The sequence below is a fragment of the Pseudomonas sp. PA-7-1E genome (assembly GCF_021605325.1).
In the GTDB taxonomy this organism is placed as follows: Bacteria; Pseudomonadota; Gammaproteobacteria; order Pseudomonadales; family Pseudomonadaceae; genus Aquipseudomonas; species Aquipseudomonas fluorescens_BV.
In genome coordinates this window covers 1-12,686 of the sequence record NZ_WKFA01000091.1, presented here as the reverse complement: position 1 = coordinate 12,686, position 12,686 = coordinate 1, and the positions used below count along the sequence as shown (strand labels likewise).

The window sequence follows — 12,686 nt, the reverse complement described above, 5'->3', positions numbered from 1 at the left end:
CCACGGTCTGTACTGCGTCAACAGTCAGAATCGGGCTTTGTCCCTTCTCCTCCCTTCAAGTCCTAGCATACAAGCGGGCTTGCCCGCGAAAGCGGTGTGTCAGTCACTGAATCTTTAACTGAACCACCGCTTTCGCAGGCAAGCCAGTTCCCACATTAGGTTTACCCGCCCTAGCGGATCTGGTGTTTGTGCAGCAACCGGTAGAACGTCGGCCGGGAAATCCCCAGCACGCGGGCCGCGACACTGAGGTTGTCGCTGTGCCGGTTGAGCACATCGCACAGCGCCTGACGTTCGGCACGGTGCTTGTAGTCTTCCAATGTCGCCATCGGCGCCGAAATGACTTGCTGGCCTTGCAGCCCCAGGTCAACCGCTTCGATCTGCCGCCCTTCGGCCAGCACCAGGCCGCGCCGCACGCGGTTGGCCAGTTCACGCACATTGCCCGGCCACGGGTGTTGCCCCATCGCCACCAAAGCCTCTTCGCTGAAACTGCGCGGGCGCCGTCCGGTTTCCTGGCTGTAGAAACGTGAAAAGTGGTTGGCCAGCATCGCCACGTCGCCATGGCGTTCGCGCAACGGCGCGGTGACCACTTGCAGCACATTCAGGCGGTAATACAGGTCTTCGCGAAAAGCGCCCTTCTCCACCGCGGCCTCGAGGTTGACGTGGGTGGCAGCCAACACGCGTACATCAACCGGGATCGGCTGGCTGCCGCCAACGCGTTCGATGTGTTTTTCCTGAAGAAAGCGCAACAGGTTGGCTTGCAGCTCCATCGGCAGATCGCCAATTTCATCGAGGAACAGGGTGCCGCCGTTGGCCGCTTCAATACGTCCGATCTTGCGCTGGTGGGCGCCGGTGAACGCGCCTTTTTCGTGGCCGAACAACTCGGACTGGATCAGGTGTTCAGGGATGGCGCCGCAATTGATCGCGACAAACGGCTTGGCGTGCCGCTGGGATTGGCGGTGCAAAGTCTTGGCCACTAACTCTTTGCCCGTACCGCTGTCACCGCGGATCAACACCGGGGACTCAGTAGGCGCCAACTTGGACAACAACTTGCGCAACTCTCGGATGGGACGGCTTTCGCCCAGCAATTCATGGGGCTCATCCACCGGGGCGTAGCCCTTGCCACGCAGGCGCGCCATGCCGAACGCACGGCCCAGGGTCACCTGCACCCGGGATACATCGAAGGGCAAGGTGTGAAAGTCGAAAAACCATTCGCAGACAAAATCGCCGACGTTCTGCAAACGCAGTACATCCTGGCTGAGCACGGCGATCCACTCGGTGCCGCTGCGACCAATCAACTCCTTGACTGCTTCAGGGCGTTCCAGGTGATCGCGTTGCAAACGCAGCAGGCCCACATCGCAGGAGCGCTCACCTACCGCCTCCAAGGCACAGCTGTCCACTTCCCAGCCGGCGGTGCGTAAGCCGGGTAATAACCCGTGGCAATCGTCACAGGGGTCGACCACCAGTAAGCGGCGTTGGGCGGGTGTCGCAACCATGACTGTTCCTTGGCGCCAATATTGTTAAAGTTATTTAGAAACAACAGTTTGTGTCGACTGTTGGTAACCCTAGCAAGATCTTGACGCTTACCTTGTACCCTTTCGCTATAAGCGTGGGCAAAAAGCCATGCCTGTTTCGTAGCGCGCCAGAAGTTGCTCGCCAGTCAAAGGTTTATTGCGCTTTCAAAACAGCCGCTTACATGACGTCAATCAGGGAACGTTAAAATTTCTTGCCCTAGCATGTGACCCGCACCCCACCATCGTGCATCAGTACAAGTAACCCACCGCACGGTCCGCCCAACCGCCGGTACTCACTTGAATGGGCATACAGAGAGAAGACCCAAATGAACGCTCCGCTGCGCATCAACGAAGCTCTTTTGATTGCAGACCGTGCCTTCCAGCCTTTTCAATGCGTGGCCTGGCACGATGGCGTTGGCGCCCTCAGCCTGAGCGTCATCGACCGCACCAACACCCGTATCGGCAGCAAACAGTTGCCGTCGACTGCCTATACCGACCCGGCCCAACTTGAAAACCTGCTATTGCAGGCCCGTGCCGAGCTCGATAAAGATGGCCACCAGTTGCAACACTGGGCGATGCCAAAGTAATGCAATGCAGCAACTTCCAACCCAAGTAAAACTTGAGCTGGAAGTTGTACAGTCATACTTGCACGCTTAACGTGCGGCGAGAATAAAGCGTTCGAACGCCTCGGCAGCGCCGTCTTCGACATTGCTGCCCGTGACCACATTGGCCTGGCGCTTGACGGTTTCTTCGGCCTGGCCCATGGCGATCGACAACCCCGCCACATGAAACATCGCCGGGTCATTGCCACCGTCTCCAATCGCAGCCGTTTGTGCAAGCGGTACGCCCAGGTGTTCAGCCAGGGTTTTCAAGGCTTCGCCTTTGTTGGCCAGCATCGCGGTCACGTCCAGATACACCGGCTGCGAACGCGACACCTGGGCCAACCCCTGCACTTTCGGCTGCAATTGCGCTTCCAGCTCCACCAACAACTGGGTGTTGTTGCTGGCGGCGACGATCTTGTCGACCCTGTCCAGGTAAGGCTCGAAACTCTCCACCACTACCGGCCCATAGCCCAAGCCATCGGCTTCGCGCTGCACCATGGGCCCGGGCGGATCACGGCGCAGCCAGTCGCCATCGGCAAACACCCAGACTTCCACGTCCGGCTCGGCGGAAAACAGCGCCAGGGTGATGAGTGCAGCTTCCGCCGGCAGATGATGAGCAACCAGGATGCTGCCATCCGGGTTGACCAACGTACCGCCATTAAAGCCAGCCACCGGCACATCGATGCCAAAGGTCTCGATCAAATGCCGCATGGCCTTGGGCGGACGCCCGCTGGCCAGGCTGAAAATCACCCCAGCCTCGCGCATAGCGCGAATGGCATCGGCGGTGCGTTGGCTGAGGCTGTGGTCGGGATGCAATAGCGTCCCGTCCACATCACTGAGGACAAACCGGACGGGATGAATCGTCACGTCACTCATCCGAGGCTATGCCAGGCGCGGCCATCGCGGGCCAGCAAGGCATCGGCCGCCGCCGGGCCATCTTCACCGGCCTTGTAGGCCTGGATACCATCATCTTGCTTCCACGCATCCAGGAACGGCTGCACCGCACGCCAACCGTTCTCGATGTTGTCGGCGCGCTGGAACAGGGTCTGATCGCCGGTCATGCAGTCGTAGATCAGTGTTTCGTAACCCGTCGACGGCTGCATCTCGAAGAAGTCCTTGTAGTCAAAGCCCAATTCGATATTGGCCATCTCCAGGGTCGGCCCAGGCTGCTTGGCCAACAGGTCGAACCACATGCCTTCGTTAGGCTGGATCTGGATTTTCAGGTAAGTGGGCTTGAGTTCATCGACTTCGGTATCGCGAAATTGTGCATAAGGCGCCTGCTTGAAGCAGATCACGATCTCGGTGTCGCGGATGCTCATGCGCTTGCCGGTACGCAAGTAAAACGGCACACCGACCCAACGCCAGTTATCAATCATCACTTTGAGCGCGACGAACGTCTCGGTGCTGCTGTCCGGCGCGACGTTGGCTTCTTCGCGATACCCGGGCAATGGCTTGCCAGCGATTTCGCCAGCGGTGTATTGGCCGCGCACCGAGTTGGCCCGCGCATCCTCCAGCGACCAGGGGCGGATCGCACCGACCACTTTGGCCTTCTCACCCCTCACCGCGTCGGCACCAAAGGCTGCCGGCGGCTCCATGGCGACCATTGCCAGCAGCTGGAACAGATGGTTGGGCACCATGTCGCGCAAGGTGCCGGTTTTTTCGAAAAAATTACCCCGGGTTTCAACGCCGACGGTTTCAGCGGCAGTAATTTGCACGTGATCGATGTAGTGGTTGTTCCAGAACGCTTCGAACAGCACGTTGGAGAAACGGCTGACCAGGATGTTCTGCACCGTCTCCTTGCCCAGGTAATGGTCAATGCGGTAGATCTGCTTCTCGCTCATCACCTTGAGCAGGCAGGCGTTGAGCGCCTCGGCGGTGGCCAGGTCGGAGCCGAACGGCTTCTCGATAACTACGCGCCGAAAGCCCTCGTCCGTTTCATTCAACAAACCGGCACTGCCCAGGCGCTGCACCACTTCACTGAAGAAGCGCGGTGCAGTGGCGAGATAGAACACCGCATTGGCGGTGCCGCTGTCAGCGATCTTGCTGGCGATATCGGCATAGGTGCTGTCGTCGAGGAAATCGCCCTCGACGTAGCTGATGCCCTTGGCCAGTTGTGCCCACAACGCGGGGTCGAGGGCGTTCTCGGCATTGCCCCTGACTTTGCTGGAGGCTTCGGTACGTATGAAGTCCTCGAGTTTCTTGGCAAAGTCCGCATCGCTGATGGCGTTGTGATCAACGCCGACGATACGCAGGCCATCACCGAGCAACCCGTCACGGCTGAGGTTGTACAGCGCCGGCATGAGCAAGCGCTTGACCAGGTCGCCATGGGCGCCAAACAGAAACAATGTGGTGGGTGGAGCAGGTTCGGCCTTGGGTTTCTTGCCGTTGGCGGTCATTTTTTGGAAGTCTCCACATGGCCGCCAAAGCCGAAGCGCATGGCAGACAGCATTTTGTCACCGTAGGTGCTCTGCTGGCGGGAACGGAAACGCGCGAACAGCGAGGTCGACAACACCGGAACCGGCACCGCCTGCTCCATGGCTGCTTCGATGGTCCAACGGCCTTCACCGCTGTCGGCCACGGAGCCCGAGTAGCCGTCGAGTTTCGGGTCGGTGGCCAAGGCGTCGGCGGTCAGGTCCAACAGCCAGGACGACACCACGCTGCCACGACGCCAGACTTCGGCGATGTCGCCAACGTTGAGGTCAAAGCGCTGGTCTTCCGGCAGGTTTTCCGAGTTCTTGGTCTTGAGGATGTCAAAACCTTCGGCAAACGCCTGCATCATCCCGTACTCGATGCCGTTGTGGATCATCTTGACGAAGTGCCCGGAACCCGCTGGGCCGGCGTGAATGTAGCCCTGCTCGGCACGTGGGTCGGCAGAGGCCGAACGGTCCTGGGTGCGCGGAATGTTACCCAGGCCCGGCGCGAGGCTTTTGAAGATCGGGTCGAGGCGATTCACGGTCTCGGTGTCGCCACCGATCATCATGCAATAGCCACGTTCCAGGCCCCAGACGCCGCCCGAGGTGCCCACGTCCACATAGTGCAGGCCCTTTTCAGCCAGGGCCTTGCCGCGACGCACGTCGTCCTTGTAGTTGGTGTTGCCGCCGTCGATGATCACATCGCCGTCTTCCAGCAGTTCGCTCAGTGCGTTGATGGTGTCTTCAGTGGGCGCGCCCGCCGGCAACATGACCCAGACAGCACGGGGCTTTTGCAGGCCGGCCACCAGCGCTTTCAAGTCGGCGACGCCGGTGGCGCCCTCCTCGCTCAAGGCTTTGACGAAGGCTTCGTTACGGTCGTATACAACGGTGGTATGCCCATTGAGCATCAGGCGCCGCGCAATGTTACCGCCCATGCGGCCTAGTCCGATAATCCCCAGTTGCATGTGCTGATGCTCCTAACTTCTAAAAAATGTGTGACATAGTTTATAGCGCAATGAGGCTAATGAGGGTTAGTCCAGAGCGGATCCGTGTAGTTTCATGGCAAAAAAGTTGCCATCGTTTCACCATCACCCCGGCAAAAGTCACACGACCACCAAAAATAAAAAAGTTCCCTTGCTGCGAAAAAGAATTCAAACTTGCTTCCGACTGTTGCCAGAAACCAGTTTTGGCACCGCGATCTACCGGCTATTTGCGAGGTAAGCAATGAGCACAGCACAGATGACCCGTCCGCCACAGACCCTCTACGTCACCCTCCGTCGCGATGAACTGCGCCAGTTGAAAGACGAGCGCGATCAGTTGCAACAGGAAGTCCTGCGCCTGCGCTTGCACCTTCAAGCCCAGCTCGATCAGCCGTCAGATGCCAAGCCAGTCCTGTGCTGAAGTCTTGGCCGAACGCGTTGTAAGGCAATACCTACAGAAAACTCACAAAGTTTTCACATTCCCCTCTTGATACTCCCGTTCCGCGATGCCGCTCACTTCCTGGGCGGCCCGATGTTGCGCGCCTGCGCGCGACAATCTTTTTCTGATGGGGCGCTGGATGGCGATGTTCAAACGCAGCACGACGACTGCGAAAGGCTTTGATTGGGCCGGCCTTGGCTGGTTATTCCTGTTTTTCTGGTATTTCTCGGGTATTACCCAACTTCTTATCCAACTGACCGGCACCTCCGGCTTCAGTGGCTTCCGCCAGGCCTTCTTCATGAGTGCGCTGTGGCTGGCGCCGATGCTGCTGTTCCCGCGTCGTACGCGCCTGCTCGCCGCCTTGATCGGCGTGGTGCTGTGGGCTTGCTCCATGGCGAGCCTGGGTTATTTCTTCATTTACCAGCAGGAATTCTCCCAGAGCGTCATCTTCATCATGTTCGAGTCGAACATCTCTGAAGCCGGCGAATACGCCACCCAATACTTTGCCTGGTGGATCGTGCTGGCGTTCATTGCCCACACCGCCTTCGCCATCTTCCTGTGGACGCGCTTGCGCCCGGTGTATCTGCCTCGCGGCCAGTCGATCGTGGCAGCCATAGCCATCGTCCTGGCGGTGGTGGGCTACCCACTGGTCAAGCAGATCGCCACCAGCGAAACCATGGAATTGGCCATCGATCGTTTCGAAACCCGCATCGAGCCTGCCGTGCCTTGGCAGATGATCGTCGCCTATCGTCGCTACACCGAGCAGTTGGACAACATGCAAGGCATGCTCACCAGTGCAAGCAAGATCCCGCCCTTGAACAACCTCAAGGACAGCATGGCCGGCCAGCCGTCCACACTTGTCTTGGTCATCGGCGAGTCGACCAACCGCCAGCGCATGAGCCTCTACGGCTACCCGCGCAACACCACGCCGGAGCTGGACAAGCTGCGCGACCAACTGGCCGTGTTCGATAACGTCATCACCCCGCGCCCCTACACCATTGAAGCGCTGCAACAGGTGCTGACCTTCGCTGACGAAGAAAACCCGGACCTGTACCTCAAGACACCGTCGATTGTCAGCGTGATGAAACAGGCTGGCTACAAGACCTTCTGGATCACCAACCAGCAGACCATGACCAAACGCAACACCATGCTCACGACCTTTTCCGAACAGGCCGACGAGCAGGTGTACCTGAACAACAACCGCAACCAGAACGCCCGTCAGTACGACGGCGATGTACTGGCGCCGTTTTCCAAGGCCCTGGCCGATACCGCCGAACGCAAGTTCATCGTGGTGCACCTGCTGGGCACCCACATGAGCTACCAGTACCGCTACCCGCAGACCTTCGACAAGTTCACCGACCGCCAGGGCGTGCCGGCGGGTGTCAGCGATGCGCAGTTGCCGACCTATAACAGCTATGACAACGCGGTGCTGTACAACGACTTCGTAGTCTCCAGCCTGATCAAGGACTACGCAAAGACCGACCCCAACGGCTTTTTGCTGTACCTCTCGGACCACGGCGAAGACGTGTTCGACTCGGCCGGCCACGACACTTTGGGCCGTAACGAAGGCAAGCCGACCGCGCCGATGTACACCATCCCGTTCATGGCCTACGCCTCGCCAAAATGGCGCGAAAGTCACGACTGGAGCTTCGCCGGCGACTTGCAGCGGCCTTACAGCAGTTCGCAGTTGATCCACACCTGGGCCGACATGGCAGGCTTGAGTTTCGATGAGCTGGACCACAGCAAGAGCCTGGTGAGCGACAGCTTCAAGCCACGCCCCCTGTTGATCGGCAACCCTTACGAGACCAAGCAGAAGGCACTGATCGACTTCAGCCTGATCAAGCCCAAGAAGGCCGACGGCGCCGAAGTGGTGGCCAAGTAAGCCAGGGCCTTGTAATAGAAAGATAACAATCATTCTCGTTTGAGCCTAAAGTTCCGCAGTTCCTTTCGTCTTTGAACCAAGCCCTCCCCGCCTGGGGAGGTATCAAAGACGACAAGGAGTCTGCAGCGATGTTTGCGCCCTTCACCCGTTCCATGACCTTCACCCTCGGCCTGTTCAGCCTGGCGCTGAGCCCGGATTCGCGGGCCGACCCCGCCCCCGATACAGCCCCCGCCAAAGCCCTGGAACTGGGCGCGACCACCATCAGCGCCGACGGCCTAGGCGCCACCACCGAGCACACCGGCGCCTACACTACTGGCTCGATGAGCACCGCCACGCGGCTGAACCTCTCCGTCAAGGAAACCCCGCAATCGATCTCGGTGATCACACGCCAGCAGATGGACGACTTCAATCTCAATACCCTGACGGATGTGTTGCGCCAGACCACGGGCGTCAACGTTCAGCATTACGACTCCGATCGTGTCTACTACTCCGCCCGAGGCTATGGCATCAGCAACTTCCAGGTTGACGGGATGCTCAACACTTTCGGCTACATGAAGACCGACGCCGACACCATCATCTACGACCGCATCGAAGTAGTGCGCGGCGCGACGGGCCTGACCACGGGCGCAGGCGACCCTTCGGCCACCGTCAACATGGTGCGCAAGCGCCCTACCGCCCAGTGGCAGGCCAAGACCGGCATCAGTGGCGCCAGCCATGACAACTACTACAGCTACGTTGACGTGGGCGGCCCGCTGGCGTTCGACGGCAAACTGCGCGGGCGTAGCGTGCTGGCTTACCGCGACAGCAAGTCTTTTCGTGACAACTATGGGCTGCAGCGGGCGGTGGGCTACGGCATTCTCGAGGCTGACCTTTCCGACGATACCGTGCTGGCCGCAGGCTTTGATTACCAGGACAAACAGGTGCAAGGCACGTCTTGGGGCACCGTGCCCTACTGGAACAGCCAGGGCGGCAAGGCCAGGCTACCCCGCTCCACCAACATGGCGGCGCACTGGAGTTCCTGGCCGCTGACCGACAAGACCACCTTCGCCACCCTCGACCATCGGCTCGGCGGCGACTGGCACCTGAAGGCCGCCTATACCCATCGCCAGAGCGACACCGATGGCAAGGTGTATTACGGCGGCGCCGGTTTCCCCAACCCCGACCGCAGCGGCATGACGGCTTGGGCCAGCCATATGCGCGGCACTTCGCGCATGGAGGCCATCGACCTCAACCTGGCCGGCAGCTACACGCTGCTGGGCCGCGAACACGCGCTGATGATGGGCTATGGCGAAGCCGCACAACGGGATGTCTCGCCCTTCATGCGCAGCGACCTGCCAGCCAGCTACTACCCCATTCAGGACTGGAAGCACATGGGCGGCATCAGCAAGTTCACCGACCAGGTGACCGATCTGAAAGGCGAGCACAGCAAGAAACAACAGAAAGCCGGTTACCTGGCCACAAGGCTGAGCCTCACGGACCGCTTGCACGCCGTACTGGGCAGCCGTTACGGCAGTTGGGAGCTGGAAAGCGCAGAGCCCAAATACGATGCCAACGACCAACTGACCGCTTCGGGCAAAACCAGCCAGACCCACAATGATATGTGGACGCCCTACGCCGGCCTGCTCTACGACATCACGCCGCAGTACACCGTCTACGCCAGCTATACCGACATCTTCAAACCCCAGGACTACCGTGATGCCAACAAGAAGTACCTGGAGCCCGTGGTCGGCAGTAACTACGAAGTGGGCCTCAAGGGCAGTGTGCTGAACGAGCGTTTGAACCTGGCCGCCGCGTACTTCTGGAGTACCCAGGACAACGTCGCCGAGCGGGATGACTCAGTCCCGCCCAACCCAGTCACGGGAGAGGAGTACTACAAATCCGGCGGCAAAGGTAACAAGGTCAACGGCTTCGAGCTGGAAGCCGCCGGTGAAATCACGCCGGACTGGAACCTGTCCGCCGGCTACACCTACACCCATTCGGTCAATGGCTCTGACAAACGCAACAACACCAGCCAACCCTTGAACCTGGTGAAGATCTCCAGCGCCTATCGCCTGCCGGGCGCCTGGCGCAAACTGACGGTGGGCGGCGCCGTGAACTGGCAGAGCGAAACCTACGACTTCAGCAACCGCCCGACCGGGCAGCGCAACAGCGAAGGCCGGCCAATAACCACACGGGCGAAAATCACACAACAGGGCTACACCGTGGTCAACCTGATGTCGCGCTACCAATTCGACGAACAGGTTTCGGCGTCGGTCAACGTGAATAATCTCTTTGATAAGAAATATTACGAGCGCGTGGGTTTTTATAACGGGGTGTATTGGGGCGAGCCGCGTTCCGTCACGCTGGCGTTGGATTGGAAGTTATAGCCTCGCACGTTGAAGTTAACAAAACTGTTAACTTCAACGGCATCTCCCGTTAATTCCCACTTAATAAGATAACGCCATAGTCGCTCCATGATCTGATCACGAAGCGACCAGACACCTATCACTTTAATGGGGATACCACTATGAAACTCTCGACCTTGATGCTGGCCAGCCTGATGACCCTGACCTCTGCCGCTGCCTTTGCAGAGGGCGGCGCAGAGCGCTCCAAGGAGTTCTACAACAACTTCAGCTTCATTCAGGAAAAAACCCACGGCAAGGCTGAGCAACAAGTTGCCAGCGCCGATGGCAAGTCGGTCAAGGCCGACACGGTTGAACAGGCGCAACCGAACAGCTGAGTTAATGCTTACTTAATCCGTAGCACCCTGCGCCATTCTGCTCCGTTGGCAAAGGTTTATTGGGCGCCATTTAATGGCGCCTTTTTTTTGCCGGTTATTTATTACAACGGTTTATTCCAGAACAACATCCGCCCATGGGCCGGATCAAACACTGAGTCGTCAAAACCAAACTTGCGGTACGCCGCCTGCGCCAGAGTATTGCCTTCCAGCACTTCGAGGGTAATCTTGCAGCAACCGCGCTGCCGGGCGATTTCCTCGACCTTTTGCAGCATCTTCTGGCTCAACCCCAACCCCCGAAACTGCTCTTTCACCACCACATCATGGACATTGACCAAGGGCCGGCAGGCGAAGGTCGAAAAGCCCTCGAAACAATTGACCAATCCCGCTGGCTCCCCCCCGACGAACGCCAGCACACTGAACGCGTGTGGGCGCTTGGCCAGTTCGGCTGGCAACTGCTGCAAGAGATCGGCTGGCAGGCTGTGGCCGCCGCCCATCGGATCTTCAGCGTAATGGTTGAGCAACAGGCCAATGGCGTCGGCGTGCACGGCGTTGGTATAGCTGGCTTGCAGCACCAGGATGTCTGGGGTGTCCATTTCCTTCCTCGATAGCGACAACCAGGGAATCGTTTCCCTTTGAGAGCTGCGATTGTAAGCGTGGAGTCGGCAGTAGATGAAGGAGATAAGCGACAAATCGCTGACAGAAAATGCGAAGGTTGCGCGCATCAAAGCGTGCAAAGAGCTTTGGAGCGGCGATTTTTCCTAGGTGGCGAAGCGTTCCAACTGCATCTCTTGCAGACGGCTCAGGGTGCGGCGGAAAGGAAACTCCAGGTAGCCTTCGGTGTACAGGCTGTGCAACGGCACCTCGGCGTCGATAAAGAGTGGCACTTTGCGGTCGTAGCATTCGTCCACTAACGCGATAAAGCGCCGTACGCTGTCGTCATGCACCGACAACTGTGGCAACTCTCGATCCCCGGCTACTACGCGCTCGGCGCTGTCCTCAGTGCCACGCGCAATCCGGCCCGGGCGTTTCTGTGCACTGAGGTTGGGGACGTTTCCTAGCAGGATGGCGTGGAAGCGATCACATAACAGCATGAAATCCATCGCGGCCAGGGGCTGCTCACACAGGTCGGCATAGCGACACCAAAGCACGGTGTCACTGGCCTGCACCGTCATGATGGTGCGGTACCCTACGCTTACCACCCCGCTGGTCACGGTTTGGCCTTGGCTCAACTGTCGGAACACCGCCGCCAGTGCCTCGGGCTGATTCACCCAATAGCGCTGCATGCCCACGCCGGGATGCAAGCGATGATCTTCGCCACCGTCCACGGCCACCACCTGCATATGCTGCTTGAGCGCGTCGATACCCGGCAGGAAACGCTCACGGTTGAAGCCACCGGCATACAACTGGTCGGGCGGCTGGTTGGACGTGCACACCATCACCACACCCTCTTCGAACATCACTTGGAACAGGCGGCCGAGAATGATCGCGTCACCGATATCATTCACAAACAATTCATCGAAGCACAGCACGCGCACCGCCTGGCTCAGCTCCCTGGCCAACGCCTGCAAGGGGTCCTGGGTGCCCGTGAGCTGGAATAAGCGCTGGTGCACCCACGCCATGAAGTGGTGAAAATGCTGGCGCCGCGCAGGCACGCGCAAGCTTTGGTAGAACTGGTCCATCAACCAGGTCTTGCCACGCCCCACCGGGCCCCACAGGTAAACGCCGGCAATCGACGAACGCCCTTGATGCAAGGCCTCGTGACAGGCTTGCAAGGCTTGTACCGCCCGGCGCTGGGCGTCGTCGGCGACGAAACCTGGCTGGGCGATGGCATGTTGGTAAGCGGCGAGAGGCGAGTCGAAAGTCATGCTTGCCAGTATGACGGACGCAGAGCTGTCCAGGCGCGAAATCTTGGCCTGTTTGCCTGAGGCGAGGATGAGTATTTGCACAACGCTATAGCGGTAGACGGTAACCACGATGCGAAGCGAGCCGCTCTTGATCTTGCTCTTGATCTGCTTTTGATCTTAAGCGCCCCGTTAAACCACGCTGGCCGGAATTCGACAGGGATTTGGGGGGTAAACCGGCAGGGATGCCGGTTTAGCCGCCCCGCGCCATGGATGGCGCGTGGCGGCGGCCCCCCAAATC

The 12,686-nt window shown here is 59.3% G+C and carries 11 protein-coding genes; 5 read left to right on the top strand and 6 right to left on the bottom strand.

Going from position 1 to position 12,686, the window contains the following annotated elements; genetic code table 11:
- Nucleotides 1–170: 170 nt before the first annotated feature.
- The gene (locus GIW79_RS28635) at nt 171–1,493 is read right to left on the bottom strand and encodes a sigma-54 dependent transcriptional regulator (RefSeq protein WP_034127717.1); all 1,323 of its coding nucleotides are present in this window, start codon (nt 1,491–1,493) and stop codon (nt 171–173) included.
- A 344-nt stretch (nt 1,494–1,837) separates the two neighbouring features.
- On the opposite strand from GIW79_RS28635, the gene GIW79_RS28630 reads away from it, so the two are divergent.
- Nucleotides 1,838–2,098, top strand: coding sequence for a hypothetical protein (locus GIW79_RS28630; RefSeq protein WP_034127718.1), 261 nt, complete (start codon nt 1,838–1,840; stop codon nt 2,096–2,098).
- Between the two features lie 66 nt (nt 2,099–2,164).
- Here the strand turns inward: GIW79_RS28630 and GIW79_RS28625 are convergent, their stop codons facing one another.
- Genes GIW79_RS28625 through gnd form a run of 3 tightly spaced genes read right to left on the bottom strand, consistent with a single transcriptional unit; the run spans nt 2,165 to nt 5,489 of the window.
- Complete coding sequence (locus tag GIW79_RS28625) at nt 2,165–2,989, bottom strand: Cof-type HAD-IIB family hydrolase (RefSeq protein WP_057977519.1); 825 nt, start codon at nt 2,987–2,989, stop codon at nt 2,165–2,167.
- Nucleotides 2,986–4,509, bottom strand: a complete 1,524-nt coding sequence (gene zwf, locus GIW79_RS28620) for a glucose-6-phosphate dehydrogenase (protein WP_197901301.1) — start codon at nt 4,507–4,509, stop codon at nt 2,986–2,988. The genes GIW79_RS28625 and zwf overlap by 4 nt, the downstream gene beginning before the upstream one ends.
- Complete coding sequence (gene gnd / locus GIW79_RS28615) at nt 4,506–5,489, bottom strand: phosphogluconate dehydrogenase (NAD(+)-dependent, decarboxylating) (RefSeq protein ID WP_236454858.1); 984 nt, start codon at nt 5,487–5,489, stop codon at nt 4,506–4,508. The genes zwf and gnd overlap by 4 nt, the downstream gene beginning before the upstream one ends.
- Nucleotides 5,490–5,748: 259 nt before the next feature.
- On the opposite strand from gnd, the gene GIW79_RS28610 reads away from it, so the two are divergent.
- From GIW79_RS28610 to GIW79_RS28595, 4 genes are all read left to right on the top strand, one after another.
- Nucleotides 5,749–5,925: a DUF6026 family protein gene (locus tag GIW79_RS28610; protein WP_198834001.1), complete on the top strand. Its 177-nt coding sequence runs from the start codon at nt 5,749–5,751 to the stop codon at nt 5,923–5,925.
- A 157-nt stretch (nt 5,926–6,082) separates the two neighbouring features.
- On the top strand, nt 6,083–7,825 hold the full coding sequence (locus tag GIW79_RS28605) for a phosphoethanolamine transferase CptA (RefSeq protein WP_032892095.1): 1,743 nt from the start codon (nt 6,083–6,085) through the stop codon (nt 7,823–7,825).
- Between the two features lie 128 nt (nt 7,826–7,953).
- Nucleotides 7,954–10,191 carry a TonB-dependent siderophore receptor gene (locus GIW79_RS28600; RefSeq protein ID WP_054897792.1) on the top strand — a complete coding sequence of 746 codons (2,238 nt, stop codon included), beginning with the start codon at nt 7,954–7,956 and terminating at the stop codon, nt 10,189–10,191.
- 140 nt (nt 10,192–10,331) lie between these two features.
- Nucleotides 10,332–10,544, top strand: coding sequence for a hypothetical protein (locus GIW79_RS28595; RefSeq protein WP_034127722.1), 213 nt, complete (start codon nt 10,332–10,334; stop codon nt 10,542–10,544).
- Between the two features lie 101 nt (nt 10,545–10,645).
- Here the strand turns inward: GIW79_RS28595 and GIW79_RS28590 are convergent, their stop codons facing one another.
- Entirely contained in the window at nt 10,646–11,137 is a 492-nt protein-coding gene (locus GIW79_RS28590; protein ID WP_034127723.1) for a GNAT family N-acetyltransferase, read from the bottom strand.
- Between the two features lie 165 nt (nt 11,138–11,302).
- Nucleotides 11,303–12,409 carry a cell division protein ZapE gene (zapE, locus tag GIW79_RS28585; RefSeq protein ID WP_054897794.1) on the bottom strand — a complete coding sequence of 369 codons (1,107 nt, stop codon included), beginning with the start codon at nt 12,407–12,409 and terminating at the stop codon, nt 11,303–11,305.
- Nucleotides 12,410–12,686 lie beyond the last annotated feature (277 nt).

Excerpts from the sequence above, each read along its gene's own strand:
- GIW79_RS28635 (WP_034127717.1), bottom strand. The coding sequence starts at position 1,493 with ATGGTTGCGACACCCGCCCAACGCCGCTTACTGGTGGTCGACCCCTGT.
- GIW79_RS28630 (WP_034127718.1), top strand. The coding sequence starts at position 1,838 with ATGAACGCTCCGCTGCGCATCAACGAAGCTCTTTTGATTGCAGACCGT.
- GIW79_RS28625 (WP_057977519.1), bottom strand. The coding sequence starts at position 2,989 with ATGAGTGACGTGACGATTCATCCCGTCCGGTTTGTCCTCAGTGATGTG.
- zwf (WP_197901301.1), bottom strand. The coding sequence starts at position 4,509 with ATGACCGCCAACGGCAAGAAACCCAAGGCCGAACCTGCTCCACCCACC.
- gnd (WP_236454858.1), bottom strand. The coding sequence starts at position 5,489 with ATGCAACTGGGGATTATCGGACTAGGCCGCATGGGCGGTAACATTGCG.
- GIW79_RS28610 (WP_198834001.1), top strand. The coding sequence starts at position 5,749 with ATGAGCACAGCACAGATGACCCGTCCGCCACAGACCCTCTACGTCACC.
- GIW79_RS28605 (WP_032892095.1), top strand. The coding sequence starts at position 6,083 with ATGGCGATGTTCAAACGCAGCACGACGACTGCGAAAGGCTTTGATTGG.
- GIW79_RS28600 (WP_054897792.1), top strand. The coding sequence starts at position 7,954 with ATGTTTGCGCCCTTCACCCGTTCCATGACCTTCACCCTCGGCCTGTTC.
- GIW79_RS28595 (WP_034127722.1), top strand. The coding sequence starts at position 10,332 with ATGAAACTCTCGACCTTGATGCTGGCCAGCCTGATGACCCTGACCTCT.
- GIW79_RS28590 (WP_034127723.1), bottom strand. The coding sequence starts at position 11,137 with ATGGACACCCCAGACATCCTGGTGCTGCAAGCCAGCTATACCAACGCC.
- zapE (WP_054897794.1), bottom strand. The coding sequence starts at position 12,409 with ATGACTTTCGACTCGCCTCTCGCCGCTTACCAACATGCCATCGCCCAG.